Below are 20,388 nucleotides of genomic sequence, written 5' to 3'. Positions count from 1 at the left end.
TTTCAAACAATGGCAAAAATCATTGCAGCAGTATTGTTTTTAGTATTTCTTTTTCTCTCATTAGTTCATTTTTACTGGGCTTTTGGAGGAAAATGGGGAACAGAAGGTGTTTATCCAACTCCTGATGATAAAACCCCGCCAAGAAATCCCGGAATTACTGCTACATTGATTGTTGCCATTGTTTTGTCTGGCTTTGGTATTTTTTATTTGATAAAAGTTAAAATCGTTTCTGCTGTACTGCCTTTTTGGATTGATAAGTATGGTCTTTGGATTTTAATGGTACTATTTATCATAAGATCCATTGGAGATTTCAAATATCTCGGTTTTTTCAAAAAAATAAAAAATACCAGATTCGGACAAAATGATACCCGATATTTTGCGCCATTATGCCTGATAATCGGTATTCTAACACTCCTAGCGATATTTATGAGCTGACTTCCGGCTTATTTTTTAAGGTAGAAAATTAAATTTTTGTTGGTATCTTTGGATTTAAATCCGAATATCTTGAAATCGATACTTATAAAATCACTTTTCTTCTTTTTCATTGCTTTTCAAATTCAAGCACAAGAATTACTTCCTTTCGTTGAAAATTACAACAAATCAGATTACCAGGGCGATAACCAGATTTGGAATGTGGCTCAGGGAAAAGATAAAGCGATGTATTTTGCCAATAATCACTATTTATTACGATATGATGGTGTCGTTTGGGAAAAATACGCGCTTCCTAATAAAACCATTATTCGTTCGATATTAATAGAGGGAGACCGAATTTATTCCGGCTCTTATAAAGAATTTGGATATTGGTATAGAGAAGATGGTAAAATGCATTATGTGTCGATTACCAAAAATCTGCGTTTATTTGATGAAAAAGACAATGAGGAAATCTGGAAAATTTTCAGATACAACGGTTCCCTGTATTTTCAGTCTTTTAACGATGTTTTTATCTATAACGGAAAAAGTATCAAAAAAATTAAATTTCCGTTTCTAATCTCCTATTGCTTTGTAGTCGATAAAGATCTTTATGTTGCATCTGTCAACAAAGGACTTTTTAAGATGAACGGTTCCAGAATAGCCAATCCAAAAGGCTGGAACGTTCTAAAAAATACTGTTGTACATGCAATTGAAAAAAAAGACAGTAAAATCTATATTTTTACACAAAAGCGAGGCATTTTTACAGTTGAAAAAAACGGACTGAGAGCCTGGGACAATCCGTTGAATGAAACTTTAAAATCAAACGGAATTAATGTCGCCAAATTTATTAAAAACAATAAACTGGTTGTAGGTACAGGAAATAAAGGCGTTTTTATTTATGATTTTAATTCGGATACTTATAAAAACATCGATCGGAACAATGTTTTAATGAACAATTCGGTTTTAAGCATCGGTTTTGATAAAGAACAAGATTTATGGCTCGGGCTTGATAACGGAATCGCCCATGTTGAAGTAAATTCTCCAATTTCATTTTTTTACGATAATTCGGGAATTTTAGGATCAGTATATTCGGTTGCCACAACCAAAAAAGGATATTTAATTGCTTCCAATCATGGAATTTTCGAATTCGATTCGGGAAATTTTAAAATGATGCCCAATACACAAGGACAGGGCTGGAATATTACAAAAATTAACGATAAATACATTATTGGTCATAACGACGGAACGTTTTGTTACGAAAACGGAACGTTAACTAAAATCAATAATGTCAGCGGTGGATGGAATTTGTCTAAAAGTATGATTAACGATACTTATTTTCAGTCCACATACAGCGGTATACTTGTTTATCACGATCCATCAGACTTTAAAAAGAATATAATAATCAATGATTTTACAAAGCCGATAAAATATGTAGCGCAAAACAAAAAAAATGAAATTTGGGCTGCAGATAATTATCGTGGTTTATACCGGGTATTATTTGATGATAATTATAAAACGAAAAAAATTGAAAATATCACGCAGCAAAGCAAAATCAAAAATGACTTTGGCGTAAAGATTTTCGAATTTAGAGATGAGATTCTCTTTCTCATCAATAATGTCTGGTATACATTTAATTCTATTTCGAGCAAACTGGAGGAAAATGAATTATTCAATACCAATTTTAAAAACATATCAGATGTAATTGCAATTGATAAAAATCATTTTCTGGTTCTGCAGGAAGGAATCTTATATCACATTTATGCCCATGACGGAAAATTTATCTGGAATATTATTCAGGAGAAATATTATAAAGGAAAACTGATTAATGAGAATCTCAGAATTTTCAGGAGCCGTAATCATTACCTGATGAATCTGGATGACGGTTTTATTTCTCTTCAGTTAGGTTATTTAAATAAGCAGAATAGAGGAGTAAAAGTTGAAGCTTATAATAATAATGGAGAATTACTGCCTGAAGACGGAAAAATAAAACACAATACAGAATTAAGAATAAATGTCATATCCGGAATTTATGGAGCAAGCAAACCAAATTTATTCTATCAGATTAACAGAGGGAAAAATTATATCCCGATTTCAAATGGCGCCATTGTTTTAAACAACTTAGGGAGCGGTTCTCATTCGGTTGTAATTTTTAAGCACGATGGTGCGAACTATGATAAAGTTTCCGGTTTTGATTTTAAAGTCTCACAGCCGTGGTATTTTTCTTTTTGGATGATACTATTGTATTTATTAGTTGTAGGAGCTGTATTATTTTTCTATTATAAATGGAATAAACTACGTTATACCCAAAAATTAAAATTACAGGCCGAAGAATTGAAGCATCAGCAGGAAATTTTTGAAATGGAATTGAAAAAAGAGAACGAGCTGAATATTCAGGAATATGAAAAGCACATTCTGGAACTTGAATTACAAAGCAAGTCCTCAGAAGTTGCCGGAAAATCTTTGTCTATAGCCAAACAAAGTGAAATGATCGAAAATATTCAGAACATTCTTGATTCTGAAAAAGATTTCAATAAACTTAAAAGCGAAATAAAGAAAGCTATTAAGATAAATGAAGTAAATAAACACGAATGGGAAATATTTGAAGCCAATTTAAATCAAATCCATAATGAGTTTATATCAAACTTATCTAAAAAATACCCGCATCTTACTCCAAAGGACATAAAACTGTGTATTTATCTTAAAATGAACCTTTCTTCAAAAGAAATTGCGCCTATGATGAACATCTCATTTAGAGGTGTAGAACTGCATAGATATCGCTTAAGAAAGAAATTAGGGCTGAATCAGGAAGAAAACCTGTCAAAATTTTTATTAAGTCTGTAAGATTTAATTTTGTTTTTTGACGATTTTATATTTTTCCATATTATTTTTTATATAATTCTAATACATCATTACTACATCATAATCTTATGTTAATGAATTTTTGTTAACATTTATAATGTTGATAATCATGGTTATATGGTTAAATTTTAACACAATGATGTAGCTATGCTGTAGTGGTAAATGATGTACTACAACGATGTAATTGCTTAATTTGGCTCTACTAACTTAAACGATTACATACTGTATGAAAAATTTTATTTTTAGCTTATTTGTGCTGCTAATGCTTCCGGCATATATGTCCGGGCAGGCACAAGCGATTAAAGGGAAAGTAGTTGACAGCAGCGGAATGGGAATTCCGGGTGCAATTATTGCTTCATCTGACGCAAGAGCAACTGCTGATGCAGATTTCGACGGAAACTTTACTATCAATGCAAAACCCGGAGACATATTAAAGGTTTCTATGTTAGGTTTTGATGCAGTTTCTGTACCGGCAACTGCCGCACCAATGACAATTACCCTACAAGAAGCAGGTGATACTGCACTAAAAGAAGTTGTAGTTATTGGATACGGTACTAGAAAAAAGATTGATAATACTACTGCAATATCATCTATTAAAGCAGAAGAAATTACAAAAACAAAAGTTTTAAATGCTTCTCAGGCGATTCAAGGTAAAGCAGCAGGGGTTCAGGTAATTTCATCTGACTTGCCAGGAAGTACTCCTTCAGTAGTTATTAGAGGTTTAGGAACAGCATTAGGAGGAAGAAATCCTTTATATATTGTTGATGGGATGCAGACTGAAAACATCAATAATATTAATACAAACGATATTACTTCATATGAGGTTTTAAAAGATGCTTCCGCCTTAGCCATTTATGGTACAAGAGCTGCAAATGGTGTTATCATTGTTACAACAAAAAAAGGTAAAGGAGATAAAGTTTCTGTTGAAATCGAAAGCTTTGCAGGGGTAAGACAGCCTTTGAAAAAAGTTAAAATGGCGGGTAGTAATAAGTTTGCTTATTATACTAACGCTGCTTTACAATCAACAACTTTTTCACAAGATCAGCCTGTAAATACAGATTGGTTTGACGCAATTACAAGAACTGGTTCTTATACACAAAATAATATATCTGTTTCAGGAGGCGGAGAAAATATTAAATATTTCTTCAGCTTAGGAAATTACGAAGAGAAAGCAGTTTTAAACGGTTTAGATTACGGACGTACAACTTTTAGAAATAATAATGAATACAAGATTTCTAAAAAGCTGACTTTAAACCAAAACTTCAGTTTTACATCAACAAATTCAACTCCAAAACCATTAAGTGCATTTACAAACGCTTACAAACAATCACCAATTGTACCGGTTAGATTTGCTAACGGACAGTATGGTGTGTCAAGAGTTGGAGAAAACGGATTTGCAAACACTACAGGTTCAGCATTCAATAATGTTGGAAATCCTGTAGCTCAATTAGATCTTTTTGATGAGCAACAGAAAAGTGTTACTTTACAAGGAGGATTAAAATTAGATTATGAAATTTTACCATCTTTAAAATTTACATCACAATTTAATGGAGAGTACTATACTTGGAAACAATATAATTTTGAAGATTCTGAGAATATTTGGTTAGCAGCAAATCCTGATAAAACGTCAGCAGATTTTGATAAAAGAGTGGAAACTGAGAAAATTCCATATAATTTATTGACAAAAGGAAGAGAAGAATATTTTAACTGGAATTTATCTAATTATTTAACTTTCAATAAAGTATTTGACCAAATTCATGATGTTGAAGTAACAGCAGGTATTGAAACATCTGTTAGAGGTAACAGAGAAAAATTGACTATCGTTAGAAAAAATGTAAATGATGATTCTAATTATTGGTCTTTAAAAGACGTTGATTATGTTGCAAACGTAACAAGTTATAAAGATGAGGTTTTCAATGAGACTAAATTAGCTTCTTACTTTGGTCGTTTCCAATACAAATTAATGGATAGATACTTGTTAACTGGTACTATAAGACGTGACGGATCTTCAAATTTTGCTAAAGATTATCGTTGGGGAACTTTCCCGGCTTTTGGTTTGGGGTGGGTTATTACCAAAGAAGAATTTATGGCTGATGTTAAAGTAATTAATTTATTAAAATTAAGAGGAGGCTGGGGTAAACTTGGTAATCAAAATGTACCTCTTAACAGACAGGGTTATTCTTCTGGTTTAAATTCTTATTTAGGAGGTTCTATTTTATATGAAGGAACTACGATTAATTCTCAAATTGACCCAAGTTTGTCATGGGAGGTTACAGAAGAATCTTCTGTAGGTTTAGATTTTGAATTATTTGACAACAGACTTAAAGGTACTTTTGATTTATATAACAAAAATACTGATAATGTTATCTTAAATGTTAAGCCTTATATGGCTTCTGGTATTACTAATGCATCACCTGCTCACGTAGGAGAAGTTTCAAATAAAGGATATGAAGTTTCTTTACGTTGGGACGATAAAATTAATGATGAGTTATCTTACTGGGTTGGTGGTAACTTTTCAAGAAACAAAAACGAGCTTACTGGTTTAAAAGATGTGGTTTTATCACCAATTGAGGGAGGAAGTTTAGGAAATGGAGAAACAACTAAATTCCTTGACAATTCCTCTATAGGTCAGCCATTAGGAAGTTTCTTCTTGTATGAATATGCTGGTTTCGATACTGATAACGGTAAAATGCTTTATTATAATTTATTGGGACAAAAAGTAACACAAGACGCTTTGGGTGATGCTGATAAAAAATATGTTGGTTCGATTTTACCAAAAGCGAATTATGGAGTGACATTAGGAGTAAACTATAAAAACTTTGATTTCTCTGTTGATGGATATGGTACTTATGGTGCAAAAGTTTACAATGGAAAAAAAGCACAGCGTTTTGGAGGTGAAAACATGGAAGATTCATTTGCAAACAATTTCTGGACAGTAAATAATCCAACAGCTTCAAATCCGGGAGCATTTAATTCGACTCCGGTAGCTTCTACATTCTATTTAGAATCAGGAGATTTCTTTAGAATTAACAACATTACTTTTGGATATAAACTTCCTTTAAGTGAAAATAGCTTTATCAGTTATTGTAGATTATATGTAAATGCTATTAATCCATTTATTACACAAAAATTCTCAGGTTTTTCACCAGAGTTAAATGCAGACGGAGACCCGTACAAACTTCAGGGAGTAGAGTTGGATGCTTATCCAACATTAAGATCATTTGTAGTTGGTGCTAATTTAAAATTTTAATATTATGAAAAAGATATATATATCAATGTTTGCATTAACAGCTTTACTTTTTACTGGATGTGCAGACGATTATTTAGATGTTGACCAGACAGAAGCAATTTCTACTGGTGATATTGAATTATTTAATAATGATGCAGGAGCAACAACATTTGTAACTGCAATATATAACAAGTTCTTAGATTGGGATACAACATCTTTCGGATGGATCGGATTAACTAGTATAACAACCGATGATGCTGATAAGGGATCATCTCCGGGAGACGTTGGAACAGATAAAGATGTATTAGATGCTTTGACTTATAATGCTTCGAATCCTTCTTCTGAAGGAAATTTTAAAGCTTATTATGCTGGAATTAACAGATGTAATCAAGCCTTAAATATTATCCCTCAACTAGATAAAGCTAATGCTGATTTAAGAGCTAGATTAATTGGGGAAGCTAAATTTATGAGAGCTTTTATGTATTTTACTTTAGTAAAATGCTATGGAGGTGTTCCAATTGTAGATCATTTACCAAATCCTTCATCATTGGACGATAAAAACATGCTTCTTACTCGTAAAACAGCTGCAGAGGTTTACGCTTTTATTGAAAGTGATTTAAATGATGCTATCGGAGCTTTACCATTAAAGTCTGCTTACTCTGCAGATGAAAAAGCAAGAGTATCAAAAGGATCTGCTTATGCATTACTTGCCAAAGTTAACTTGTATCAAAAAAACTGGCAAAAAGTTGTAGAGAATTGCAATTTAGTAACAGGTTACAGCCTTGTTGCTGAATATGCTTCTATGTGGAGATTAGCAGGAGAGAACGGACCTGAATCTATTTTTGAAATTAATGGGGTTGGATCAGTTCCAGCAAAAGGTATTAAACAATATTCTCAAGTTCAGGGTGCTCGTGGTACCGGAGGCTGGGGCTGGGGATTCAATACTCCATCTCAAAGTCTTGTAAATGCTTATGAACCTGGAGATGTTAGAAAGGCTGCTACTATCATTTTTAAAGGAACAACATTATACGATGGAAGAGTGGTTCCAAATACTGTTGAGAATGACAGATATAACTACAAAGCTTATTCATCTAATTATACTGGTGCTGACGATAGTGATGCCAATGTTATTTTTATAAGATATGCTGAAGTTTTATTAATGAAAGCTGAAGCCTTAAATGAACTTGGACAGACAAGTGAAGCTATCCCATTATTAAATCAAATTAGAAACAGAGCAAAACTGCCTAATACTACTTATACTTCACAAGATGATGTAAGAAAAGCAATTTGGAGAGAAAGAAGAGTGGAGTTAGCTTTTGAATTTGACAGATTTTTTGATTTAGTAAGAACTGGTCAGGCTAAAACTGCTTTTGAAGCAGATAAGAGCGATGCTTTTCCAAATGGAAAAGTCTTCACAGAAGGCAGAAACGAATTATTCCCTATCCCGGAATCATTCTTAAATGAAGCAAAAGGTCTTTCAGATCAAAATCCTGGTTACTAATCCTTAAATAATAATTAAAATGAAAAAAAATAAATCTATTTTATTACTTTCTTTTGCTTTGGCTTCACAAATTTTTGTAAGCTGTGAGGATAGTATAGATAAAGTAAACAGTCCAATTCCATACGAGTCAATTGGCGGCTATGATAATTCAGATGAGATTGCTTCAAACCATCTTGTATCAAAATTTAGTTTTGATGGCAATATTGAAGATTCAAAAGGTGGAATTACTGGAGGAACAGGTACAAATGTTTCATATGAAACTGGTGTAAAAGGCAATGCCTACAGAGGTTCTGCAAGTTCTTTCATTTCCTATGAGAATGTTGCAGGTTCTGTTGTAAACTTAAAAAGTATTACAATTTCTATGTGGATAAAGACAGACCCGCACACAGGTGGAGCTCAGTCATTGTTTATGCTTCCTAAGAAAACTGATTTTTGGGGAAATATCTTCACCCTTATTGAAGGAACGGGACCAGCTACCACAATGCTTATGAAAAATCATATTCAAAGAGATGTTACACCAAGTATTCCATGGGCAGGACAATTTATAGAACATGGAGGGACAAATGTTCTACCTAATATGTTTGGAGCATGGAAACATTTAGTTTGGACATACAATGGGGTAAGTTCTACTTATAGTCTTTACATTGACGGACAGAAAGCTGCGATACCAGCTTCAATAGCAAAAAGATATGCAAGTGATCCATTAACAGGAGGTAATCCTTTTGGAGAATTAGCTAGTTCTGAAGTATCAAAATTTATTATTGGCGGTTATCAGCAGCATTTAGGTGCTCCTTGGAGTAATCCTGACGGATGGATGCTTCATTACACAGGTTTAATGGATGAATTCAGAATTTATGATGCTGCACTAACTGATAATGAAGTTACTGCATTATACAAACTAGAAAAAGATAAGAGATAAGTATTATTCTAATACACCTGGAGATGAAGTCTTCGGGTGTATTAATTATTAACATAATTTAAAATAAAATGAAAATTTCAATATACATAGTTGTTTTTTTAAGCTTCTTTAATTCATGTTCATCATCTTCACCAGAGGGAACAGGTGGAGGCGGAACCCCATTACCAACAAATCCGGTAACACCAACCAAACCTTTGACAGATACAGAAGCAATGGATCAGGTTCAAAAAGATGCAATTAAATATTTTTGGGATTACGCTGATTCTAATTCGAAATTAGCCAGAGAAAGATATCTTACGGAAGATCCTAACTTTGAAGCAAATATTATAACTACAGGTGGTTCTGCATTTGGATTAATGTCAATAATTGTAGGAGTAGAAAGAGGTTTTTTGCCAAGAGCTGAAGCTGTTTCTAGGCTTGCAACAGCATTAAATTTCCTTGAAAAAGCAGATAGATTTCATGGAGCATGGTCTCACTGGATGGACAACAAAACAGGTAAAGTTATTCCTTTTGGAACAAAAGATAATGGAGGAGATTTAGTAGAAACTTCTTTTGTATGTCAGGCTTTAATTACTGTTAGAGAATATTTTAAAAATGGAAGTGCTGCTGAAAAAGAATTAGCTTTAAAAGCTGATGAACTTTGGAAAGGAGTTGAATGGGACTGGTATACAAAAGGTGAAAATGCTTTATACTGGCACTGGTCACCTAATTATGGCTGGGAAATGAATTTTAAGCTTGAAGGATATAATGAATGTCTGATTACGTATGTAATGGCAGCTTCATCTCCAACGCATCCAATTTCTGCAGAAGCTTATCATCAGGCATGGGCTAGAAATGGAGCTATTGTACATTCTGGTTCTCAATATGGTATTCCTGTTGTTTTAAGTTACAATGGTGCAGTAGGAAGTGTTGGACCAATGTTTTGGTCGCAGTATTCTTATTTAGGTCTGGATCCAAATACTTTAAAAGATAAATATGCTGATTATTGGCAGTTAACACAGAATCATGCCAAAATTATGGTTCAATATAGTATAGCAAATCCAGGGAAATGGAAAGACTATTCAGATAAATGCTGGGGACTTACGGCAAGTTATACTCGTAATACAGATGGGACAACAGGGTATACAGCACATCAGCCAAATAACGATGTAGGTGTAATTACGCCAACTGCTGCATTGTCTTCATTTCCATATACACCAGTAGAATCGATGAAGTTTTTACATTATTTATATGATGAAAATAGATCGAAATATGTTGGAATTGCTGGGCCATATGATGCATTTTCTCCTCAATACGATTGGGTAACACCTCGTTATCTGGCTATTGACCAGGGAACTATTGCACCAATGATAGAAAATTATCGCAGCGGTCTGTTATGGAAACTGTTTATGAATGCCTCAGATACAAAACAAGGATTAAAAAAACTTGGATTTACATCAGGTAAATACGGAATTCAATAACGGATAATGAAATACAAATTAGGCTTTATATTCTTGTTGTTTTCAGTTTTTGGCTTTGGCCAGAGCGAAACAACCGGAAAAATTAATACAGTCGTAATGGCAAAGTATGAGCTGGGATATGCTTTGCATCGTCCGGTTAATACAAAAGAGAAAAAGCCATTAATCGTTTTTATTTCCGGTGATGGAGAAAAGGGGACAGATATTGAAAAGGTTAAAATTCACGGTCCGTTCAAATATTTAAAAGCCCATAAGCTGGATGCTTACGTTTTGGCTCCGCAATGTAAAGAAGATGAAAATTGGGATACAGAATCAATTTATCAGCTGATTTTGAAAATTCAGAAAGAAAACAAAATTGATTCAGATAGAATATATGTTACTGGTTTGAGCTCAGGAGGCTGGGCATCATGGAATTTGGCTTTTGCACATCCTGATCTATTTGCAGCAAACGTACCTGTCGCTGGTTTTGTAGATTTAATTCAGTTAGAAAAAGCATGTGAAATAGCCAATATTCCAACCAGAATTTTCCACGGATTGCAAGATAATGTGGTAAATGTGAATTATGCGATCACAATTTATAATGAATTAAAAAAATGCAATGCTAAAGATGTAAAGCTGACCATTTTTGATGATGCCGGACATGACAGCTGGACAAGGGTTTACGATAATCCTGAAATTTACGACTGGATGCTTAAACAGATCAAATCAAATACGAACAAATAAATTAAATAGAATGAAAAACAAATTAGTCTTACTTTTTTTAGGATGTGCTGTTTTGGGTTACGCTCAAAAAAAGAGCACAAAAAGTACAGTGAAAATTAAACCTAAGTCGGAGTTTGTAGCAGAATTAATGTCAAAAATGACATTAGATGAAAAATTAGGGCAGTTAAATTTACCAACATCCGGAGATATTACAACAGGACAGGGCAATAGCTCGAATGTTGCAAAAAATATTGCTGAAGGAAAAGTGGGCGGTTTGTTCAACATAAAATCAGTACAAAAAATTAAAGAAGTACAGAAAATTGCGGTTGAAAAAAGCCGTTTAAAAATTCCGCTGCTTTTTGGTATGGATGTAATTCACGGTTACGAAACTACATTCCCAATTCCGTTAGGATTGTCTTGTACATGGGATATGGGATTAATAGAAAGAAGTGCCCAAATCGCTGCTAAAGAAGCCAGTGCAGACGGAATCAACTGGACATTCTCTCCAATGGTTGACGTTTCACGCGATCCAAGATGGGGAAGAGTTTCTGAAGGTTCAGGAGAAGATCCGTACCTAGGAAGCCAGATTGCAAAAGCAATGGTAAACGGTTACCAGCAGCACGATCTTTCTAAAAACAATTCAATTTTAGCCTGTGTTAAGCACTTTGCATTATACGGAGCTCCTGAGGGAGGACGTGATTATAATACAGTAGACATGAGCCATATAAGAATGTTTAATGATTATTTTCCTCCTTACAAAGCGGCTGTTGATGCCGGTGTAGGTTCTGTAATGGCTTCTTTTAACGAAGTTGACGGAATCCCTGCAACAGGAAGCAAGTGGTTAATGACGGATATTTTAAGAAAACAATGGGGCTTTAAAGGTTTCGTAGTTACAGATTACACAGGAATTCCTGAAATGATCGAACACGGAATGGGCGATTTACAGCAAGTTTCGGCTTTAGCATTAAACGCTGGAGTTGAAATGGATATGGTTGGAGAAGGTTTCTTAGGAACTTTAAAAAAATCGTTGGATGAAGGAAAAGTAAAAATCGAAACAATCGACAATGCTGTAAAACTTATTTTAGAAGCAAAATACGATTTAGGATTATTCCAGGATCCTTACAAATACTGTGACGAGAAAAGAGCAAAAACAGAAATCTTTACAGCAGACAGCAGAAAAGAGGCACGTGACATTGCAGCACAGTCTTTGGTATTATTAAAAAACCAAAATCAGGTATTACCGCTTAAAAAATCAGGAACAATTGGTTTAATCGGACCTTTGGCAGATGCAAAAGAAAACATGCCGGGAACCTGGAGTGTAGCTACAAAAATGGAAAATGCCGTTTCGTTATTAAGAGGTATTAAAGAAGTAGCCGGAGCAGGAACAAAAGTATTATATGCAAAAGGAAGCAACTTAGATTACGATGAAACTTTTGAAACCAACGCAACCATGTTTGGAAAAACATTACACCGTGATTCACGTTCAAAAGAAGAATTATTAGCAGAAGCTTTAAAAGTAGCCGAGCAGTCAGATGTAATTGTAGCCGCTTTAGGAGAATCTGCAGAAATGAGTGGAGAATCAAGCAGCCGTACAAACTTAGAAATCCCGCAATCTCAAAAAGATTTATTAAACGCATTATTAAAAACTGGAAAACCGGTTGTTTTAGTTTTATTTGATGGACGTCCGTTAGTTATTACTGACGAAAGTAAAACAGTTCCTGCAATTTTAAATGTTTGGTTTGCCGGTACAGAAGCAGGTTATGCGATTGCTGATGTTTTATTTGGAGATGTTAACCCTTCAGGAAAACTAACTTCTACTTTCCCAAGAAGCGTAGGCCAATTGCCAATTTACTATGCAAGTAAAAACACAGGAAGACCGCTTTCTAACACAGAAGGGAAATTCGAAAAATTTAGATCAAATTATATTGACGAAAGAAACGAACCATTATACCCATTCGGATTTGGATTAAGCTACACCACTTTTGATTATTCAAACCTTAAAATTTCTTCTGATAAAATGAATTTCAGCGGCAAATTGAAAGTAACAGTTGATGTAACCAATACCGGAAATTTTGATGGAAAAGAAACAGTTCAGTTATACATTAGAGATTTAGTTGGTTCAGTAACAAGACCAGTTAGAGAATTGAAAGGTTTCCAAAAAATAGCACTTAAAAAAGGTGAAAAACAAACAGTAAGTTTTGACATTACTGTTGAAGATTTAAAATTTTATAACTCTGATTTAAAGTTTGTAGCAGAGCCTGGACAGTTTGATATCTTCATTGGAGGAAATTCGGCTGCCGACAAGAAAGTTAGTTTTGAGTTAACTAAATAGTTGGTTTATTGATTAGTGAAAAGCCCTTCGTTTGGAGGGCTTTTTTTCTAAAATAAAGAGCCTTTTTTGTAATTTTTTAACTACGATTAATATGAATACTTTAAAAATATTTAGTTCCGTTTTTGTGTTTTTTATAATTTGTTCTGTCTGTAATGCACAAAAGAACGCCATTGTAGCCCATCGCGGTGCATGGAAAAAAAATAACCTTCCGGAAAATTCGATCGCAGCTTTACGACACGCGATTGATTTAAAATTACCGGGCTCAGAATTTGATGTCTGGAGAACGGCTGATGATTCGCTTGTAATTAATCATGATGCACACTATAACAAATTGTTGATAGAAGAAAACAATTATGCCGATTTGATAAAATTTAAACTTTCAAACGGAGAAAAACTGCCAACGCTTTATGAGTACATTTCAGAAGGGAAGCGAAACAACAAGCACACACTTTTAGTCTGCGAAATAAAACCTTCGGAAATTAGTAAAGAAAGAGGACAAAAAACGGGTGTAGCAGCAGTCGAAACCATTAAAAAATTAAAAGCCGATAAAAATACCTGCTACATCAGTTTTGATTATGATATCCTAAAAAAAATCAGATCGATAGATTCTAAAACTTCTCTGCAGTATTTAGAAGGAAATAAATCCCCAAAGGAAGTAAAATCAGATAAAATTAACGGCGTTGATTATCATTATTCGGTTTTTAAAAAACATCCGGAATGGATAAAAGAAGCCAAAGACAACAAAATTATCCTGAACGCCTGGACTGTAAATGAAGCTTCAGATATGGATTGGCTTATAGATCACAAATTCAATTACATTACCACAAACGAACCGGAACTTTTACAAGAAAGATTAAAAGTGAAAAAATAGACTTTCAGACTTTACAAAAAATCTTACCATGAAAAAAATATATAAACAACTTACACTTCCCATTTTATTGCTGGTGCTTTCCGCTAACAATCTTTTGGCACAGAAAACCATTGGAAAAACCGAATGGTTCGATCCTGCAAAACCTGCAGCAACCTACTGTAATCCAATTAATATTGGGTATAATTATACAACCCATAATCACAACAGAATTCCGGAATCCCGCCGTTCAAGTGCAGATCCTGTGATTATTACCTACAAGAATGAATATTATTTATTTGCAACCAATCAGGCAGGTTTCTTTTGGAGTAAAGACATGTCTGACTGGAATTTTGTTTACGGAAGTTTCCAGAGAGAACCGGGAGACGATGATCAGTGTGCTCCTGCAGCGTGGGTGGTAAATGATACTTTGTTTTACGTAGGTTCAACCTGGAAAAGAGATCATCCAATCTGGAAAACAGCCGATCCAAAATCAGGAAGATGGACACGTCATGTAGACAAAGCTATGCTGCCAACCTGGGATCCTGCTATTTTTCAGGATGATGACAAAAAAGTCTACATGTATTACGGTTCCAGCGGAAAATTACCCTTAGTGGGAGTTGAGGTTGACTACAATACATGGCTTCCAAAAGGAAATCAGGCTGATTATGCAGCATTGTACAAAGCTACAGAGGTAGAAGATATTCAAAAACCTTATGGACAAATTAAAGAAGTAGCGATTCTTGATCCTTCTGCACACGGATGGGAACGTTTTGGTCCAAACAATGACATGGAACCTGCACCGTGGGGCAATTTTATTGAAGGCGCCTGGATGACCAAACACAACGGAAAATATTATATGCAGTACGGTGCACCGGCAACTGAATTTAAAGGATATGCAAATGGTGTTCATGTTGGCGATAATCCGTTAGGGCCATTTACCTATCAAAAACACAACCCGATGTCATACAAACCGGGCGGATTCGTAATTGGAGCCGGACACGGAAATACCTTTGCAGATAATTACGGAAATTACTGGAATACAGGAACGTGTAAAATTTCGATTAAAGACCGTTTTGAGCGTCGTATCGATATGTTTCCTGCCGGATTTGATAAAGATGATGTAATGTATTCTATTACAGCTTACGGTGATTTTCCAATTGTATTACCAACAAGCCAGCGCGATCAGACAAAAGGAGCTTCATCTGGATGGATGTTACTTTCATATAAAAAACCTGTAACCGTTTCTTCTTCTGAAGAATGCATGGAAGTAGAAACGCACCGAATGGATAACGGAGGGAAAAAAGTCTATGAAAAATTCTGTTACGGACCTGAGAATTTAACCGATGAAAACATTCAAACCTACTGGTCTGCAAAAACAAGCAATCCCGGCGAATGGCTTCAGATGGATTTAGGAAGACAAATGGAAATCAATGCACTTCAAATCAATTACGCCGATCATAAAGCCACGCAGTTTAATAAAGCAATGGATATTTATTACCAATACAAAATATTCATGTCTGATGATGCTGTAAACTGGACATTGGTTGTAGACAAATCTAGAAACGATAAAGATGCACCGCACGATTATGTAGAACTTACAAAATCAATCAAAGCACGTTATATCAAGATGGAAAACATTCATAATGCATCAGGATTGTTTGCAATTTCAGATTTCAGGGTTTTTGGAAATGGATTATCCGAAAAACCAAAAGCAGTTTCGGCATTTAAAGTAGACAGAAACAAAACCGATTCTAGAAATGCTATGATTTCATGGAAGAAACAAAATGATGCTGTAGGATATAATATTTATTACGGAATTACGCCTGATAAGTTGTACAACAGCATTATGGTGTATGGAGACAATACGTATGATTTTAGAGGTCTTGACAAAGGCACAAAATATTATTTTACGATCGAAGCCTTTAACGAAAACGGAATTGGCGTTAAAAATAAGATTATCGAAGTAAAATAAATTTTATTTGATAAATGTATAAAAGCTCTAATTGCAAATTGAAGAATCTGCAATTAGAGCTTTTTTTGTGAAATGGCTGTCGAAAAACTTCGACAGTTCGTAAGAAATTTTGTTTCTTTGTGAGGTAACCCAAAAAGCGGAACATAACCCAAAATGTTATAAAAACTATGAAAAAAACGATTCTTTTAACTGCTCTGGTTTTAAACGGATTGACATCTTTTGCTCAGTCAAATGATGAAAAAAACATTAAATTATTTTACAAAAAAGCCTTAACCGAAGCCAAATGTTATTCCTGGCTGGAGTATTTATCTAACGATATCGGAAGCCGATTATCTGGATCTAAAGGTGCTGCAGAAGCTGTAGAATACACTAAAAGACAATTAGAAAATCTTGGTTTAGATAAAGTATATCTTCAGGAAGTTATGGTTCCTCACTGGGTTCGCGGCGAAAAAGAAACGGCTTATCTATTAGACGGAAAAGTAAAAACCAATGTGCCAATCTGTGCATTAGGAGGTTCTGTTGCTACGCCAAAAACAGGTCTGACTGCTGAGGTAATAGAAGTTCAGGGAATTAAAGAATTAGCCGAATTAGGAGCTGATAAAGTAAAAGGTAAAATTGTGTTTTACAACAGACCAATGAATCCTGAAAATATAGAAACATTTACATCGTATGGTGCTTGTGTTGACCAAAGATATGCAGGAGCAAAAGAAGCGGCAAAACTGGGCGCTGTAGGAACAATTGTTCGCTCAATGAATTTACGCTTAGATGATTTTCCTCATACAGGAGCACAGAGTTATGGCGATCTGCCAAAAGAAGAGTACATTCCAACCGCAGCGATCAGTACAAACGGGGCTGAATTATTAAGCAAATCTTTAAAAGTAAATCCGGCTTTAAAATTTTATTTCAAACAATCCTGCCAGACTCTGCCAGATGCATTATCATACAACGTAATTGGTGAATTAACCGGAACGGTAACTCCTCAAAACATTATGGTTGTGGGCGGACACTTAGATTCTTGGGATTTAGCAGATGGTTCGCATGATGATGGAGCAGGAGTGGTGCAGAGTATGGAAGTACTTCGTATTCTTAAAAACCTGAACTACAAACCTAAAAATACAATTCGCGTTGTATTATTTATGAATGAAGAAAACGGAGGAAAAGGCGGTGCCAAATACGAAGAAGTTTCAAAACAAAATAAAGAGAACCACATTTTTGCTCTGGAAAGTGATTCAGGAGGATTTTCTCCCAGAGGATTCTCTATTGAAGCTGATGATGCAAACCTGAAAAAAATACAAGGATATAAGGATCTTTTTGAACCTTACTTAGTACACAGTTTTACAATTGGACATGCAGGTTCAGATATCAGTCATTTAACCTCACAAGCGATTGTTAAAGCAGGTTTAAAACCAGATTCACAGCGTTATTTTGATTACCACCACGCAGCAAACGATAAATTTGATGCTATCAACAAAAGAGAGCTTGAATTGGGAGCGGCTACAATGACTACGTTAATGTATTTAATTGATCAAAACGGAATTACGCTTCCAACTTCAAATTAAAATTTTAAAATACAAAATATTCTAAAAAGCTGCAGGTTTACTTGCAGCTTTTTTTGTTCTAAAAGTTATCTAAATACAATGTGTAAAAGAAGAATTAAAGCTTCATTACAACCAGATAATACAAAAGCGTAACCGGAATATTCGAAATGAGCATTAGAATCTTAAAACCAATATCTTTTCGTTGTTGAGGCAGATGAATAAATCGTTCTGTCAGATGAAATAACATTATAGAATTTACAATTATTGCAGACAGAGCAAAAGGCCACGCAATGATTAAAACAGTCGGACTTTCATTAGAAATAATATAAAATGCAAACAAAAGGGTACTGATGATAAATGTGCCCGCTGCTAATTCAAGAGATTGTTTTTCTTCAAAAGATTTGTGAATCGTTTTCATGATTTTTAAATATTAAAAGATTGTTGAATAGTACTGACAGATATAAAAAGCATTTTAGAGAAATCCAGATAATGAAAAGAATGCGCCTGTTTTCCTCTTTTGTACTGCTCAATGAAATAGTTAATTCTTTTAGGGTAAAACAGGGTTCCGGATAAAATAACCATAAACAGATACAGGCTTTTCTTTCCGTTTCCAAGCAGATAATACTGCATCCCGATTTCTTCATAAACTGTAATTCCGGTATTGGTCAATACATGAATGATGTCATGATCCTCCAGTTTTTCCTGAATGTCAAAATGATTTTTAAATAGAAAATTTCCTAAACCGTATCCCAAGCTTTCTTCAGGATAATTCATCAAAGCCGTTTTATCAATATTCCAGGGTGTATTCTTTTTGAAGTATTTTTGATACGGCTGTTTAGAACATTCATACAATTTCTCAATTAAAAAATCTCTCATAAAATGCTTTTTAAAAAAGTTCTTTGAAATTCAAAGTAAAAAAGTAAATAAAAAGCCGGCAATAAGAATGAACCGGCATTTCATTAAATTAATAATTGTCAGATATAGTTTTAAGTAAATTAGAATCGGCAAGATCAGAAGGAGCAACGACTTTTTCATCTAACGGAATGTTATTTCCGTAACGCTCTTTTAGTATTTTCTGAACTCTCGGATCATTTAAATTAAATTCTTTCATTTCACGCAATTTCGAAAGTTCGATTCCTGCGGCATTTTTATAAATCTTCCATACTAATTCAGAACAATAGATTCTGTTGTCTGTCCATTCAAAATACGCATCATATTCTTTACCGTCAAACTGCTGGCTGTAGTTTTTCATCTTCTGTAAAACTTCCGGATTTAAAACGCTGTCATTTTTTAATCTTTTCACCACATATTTACTTCCTTTTCCGTGTTTGATCCAGTCTTCAACAGGCGTTAGTTTAACAGGCTGTACCGCTTCAAAAACAAACCATTTCCCGTTTATATCGTAAATAATGCCGCAATGCGAAAATTTGGAATTCGTAGCAATACGAACTGCTTCACATTGTTTTGATTCTGAGGTTTGAAAAATAATGTCACCATCTTTAAACTTACTTGCAGCAGTCTTTTCCTGCTTATTTCCTGTAAACGGATTATTTGGAAAAACTTTTACAGCCACAAATAAAGCACATCCAAAACTAAGGATGAAAGTGATAAGCGGAAACAGGTATTTTTTAGTTTTCATAAAGCATATATTAAAGTACTTTGAGTTGCAAAGTAAATAATAAAAAAAATAGCTGCCAAATAAAATGACAGCTATTTTTGTAAATATATTTTTCAATACATTATATTCTAAATATACCTCCTACAGTAAGAATTCTCTGCAGAAAGAAAAAGTGCTGAGAAGCCTTATCTTCATTGCTTACAGTAGTTTTAATATCCTGCATATCAATGTAACCTCCTTTTAATTCACCCTGAATATAAAAATATTTAAAGAAAGTTAAGTTAAGAGCTGCTTTTGCAGACAAACCATAACCGGAAATGTGAAAATCATCATGACGCTCTTTTCCTAAAAGTTTTGTATTGGTTTTAGGATATAAAACACCGCCTCCGATACCTTCAACTAAATTAATCTGAAATTTATCTGTATTAGGCAGTCTGAACAGTTTTGAAATATCGTCATGTCTTGCAATTTCAGTATTAATATAGTTCAAACCATCTGTGTGCTCATATGTCAGGAATGTTTCATCAGTAAAGTTAACAGGTGTTTTGTTGTAATTCTCTCCGTTGTAAACCGCTCCAGGCGCACCTTCCGGTAAATTAATTCTTCCGGTAACATTCGCTGTCTGGTTCTGCGTCATCACATATTTCATGTGGTCAACACCAATGGCAACACTGTAATGATCGCTCACAAAATAACCAATCTTTAAATTTGTCTGTGGAATAGTCATGTTAACCGGATTGATGTAATCTATGTGCCATCCTTTTGGTTTATCATGAGCTCTCATGTTTTCAACTGTAAAGTTGTAATCTTTCCCTTTAAAAGTTACATCAGATTTTGAATAACTTTCTCTGTTACCACCCCACGAAACAAAGAATTTTCCTTTATTATGCGCAGTGTATTTTTGTACTTCGATTTCCTCCTGGGCAAATGTGTTTAAAGAAACACAAGCCAGAAAGAAAAATAAAAATTTTGTTTTCAAAGAACTTGAGTATTATAATTA

General features: G+C 34.3%; 15 protein-coding genes. 11 read left to right on the top strand and 4 right to left on the bottom strand.

Features of this window, described 5'->3' with window-relative positions:
* Positions 1-9: 9 nt before the first annotated feature.
* The 11 genes from OZP11_RS05795 (at position 10) to OZP11_RS05745 (ending at position 17,791) form a co-directional block, all read left to right on the top strand.
* Entirely contained in the window at positions 10-435 is a 426-nt protein-coding gene (locus OZP11_RS05795; protein WP_281234277.1) for a DUF3995 domain-containing protein, read from the top strand.
* A gap of 69 nt (positions 436-504) precedes the next feature.
* Positions 505-3,252, top strand: coding sequence for a helix-turn-helix and ligand-binding sensor domain-containing protein (locus tag OZP11_RS05790; RefSeq protein WP_281234276.1), 2,748 nt, complete (start codon positions 505-507; stop codon positions 3,250-3,252).
* Positions 3,253-3,496: 244 nt separating this feature from the next.
* The gene (locus OZP11_RS05785; RefSeq protein ID WP_281234275.1) at positions 3,497-6,520 is read left to right on the top strand and encodes a SusC/RagA family TonB-linked outer membrane protein; all 3,024 of its coding nucleotides are present in this window, start codon (positions 3,497-3,499) and stop codon (positions 6,518-6,520) included.
* A gap of 4 nt (positions 6,521-6,524) precedes the next feature.
* Positions 6,525-8,000 (top strand): RagB/SusD family nutrient uptake outer membrane protein, encoded by a 1,476-nt coding sequence (locus OZP11_RS05780; protein WP_281234274.1) that lies wholly within the window; start codon positions 6,525-6,527, stop codon positions 7,998-8,000.
* 19 nt (positions 8,001-8,019) lie between these two features.
* Positions 8,020-8,919: a LamG domain-containing protein gene (locus OZP11_RS05775; RefSeq protein ID WP_281234273.1), complete on the top strand. Its 900-nt coding sequence runs from the start codon at positions 8,020-8,022 to the stop codon at positions 8,917-8,919.
* A gap of 68 nt (positions 8,920-8,987) precedes the next feature.
* Positions 8,988-10,379, top strand: coding sequence for a glucoamylase family protein (locus OZP11_RS05770; protein ID WP_281234272.1), 1,392 nt, complete (start codon positions 8,988-8,990; stop codon positions 10,377-10,379).
* 6 nt (positions 10,380-10,385) lie between these two features.
* Entirely contained in the window at positions 10,386-11,099 is a 714-nt protein-coding gene (locus OZP11_RS05765; RefSeq protein WP_281234271.1) for a carboxylesterase family protein, read from the top strand.
* 10 nt (positions 11,100-11,109) lie between these two features.
* Positions 11,110-13,410 (top strand): beta-glucosidase BglX, encoded by a 2,301-nt coding sequence (gene bglX, locus OZP11_RS05760; protein ID WP_281234270.1) that lies wholly within the window; start codon positions 11,110-11,112, stop codon positions 13,408-13,410.
* A gap of 91 nt (positions 13,411-13,501) precedes the next feature.
* Entirely contained in the window at positions 13,502-14,281 is a 780-nt protein-coding gene (locus tag OZP11_RS05755) for a glycerophosphodiester phosphodiesterase family protein (RefSeq protein WP_281234269.1), read from the top strand.
* A gap of 28 nt (positions 14,282-14,309) precedes the next feature.
* A complete protein-coding gene (locus tag OZP11_RS05750; RefSeq protein WP_281234268.1) occupies positions 14,310-16,232 on the top strand; it encodes a discoidin domain-containing protein in 1,923 nt (640 codons plus the stop codon).
* A 167-nt stretch (positions 16,233-16,399) separates the two neighbouring features.
* Positions 16,400-17,791 (top strand): M20/M25/M40 family metallo-hydrolase, encoded by a 1,392-nt coding sequence (locus OZP11_RS05745; protein ID WP_281234267.1) that lies wholly within the window; start codon positions 16,400-16,402, stop codon positions 17,789-17,791.
* Positions 17,792-17,885: 94 nt separating this feature from the next.
* Here the strand turns inward: OZP11_RS05745 and OZP11_RS05740 are convergent, their stop codons facing one another.
* From OZP11_RS05740 to OZP11_RS05725, 4 genes are all read right to left on the bottom strand, one after another.
* Positions 17,886-18,188 (bottom strand): hypothetical protein, encoded by a 303-nt coding sequence (locus OZP11_RS05740; RefSeq protein WP_281234266.1) that lies wholly within the window; start codon positions 18,186-18,188, stop codon positions 17,886-17,888.
* A gap of 5 nt (positions 18,189-18,193) precedes the next feature.
* A complete protein-coding gene (locus tag OZP11_RS05735) occupies positions 18,194-18,646 on the bottom strand; it encodes a hypothetical protein (protein ID WP_281234265.1) in 453 nt (150 codons plus the stop codon).
* Between the two features lie 88 nt (positions 18,647-18,734).
* Positions 18,735-19,409: a YiiX family permuted papain-like enzyme gene (locus OZP11_RS05730; RefSeq protein ID WP_281234264.1), complete on the bottom strand. Its 675-nt coding sequence runs from the start codon at positions 19,407-19,409 to the stop codon at positions 18,735-18,737.
* A 100-nt stretch (positions 19,410-19,509) separates the two neighbouring features.
* Positions 19,510-20,367, bottom strand: a complete 858-nt coding sequence (locus tag OZP11_RS05725; protein ID WP_281234263.1) for a hypothetical protein — start codon at positions 20,365-20,367, stop codon at positions 19,510-19,512.
* Between the last annotated feature and the right edge of the window lie 21 nt (positions 20,368-20,388).

The organism is Flavobacterium gelatinilyticum (genome assembly GCF_027111295.1).
Classification (GTDB): Bacteria; Bacteroidota; Bacteroidia; order Flavobacteriales; family Flavobacteriaceae; genus Flavobacterium; species Flavobacterium gelatinilyticum.
This window is presented reverse-complemented; position numbering and strand designations above follow the sequence as displayed.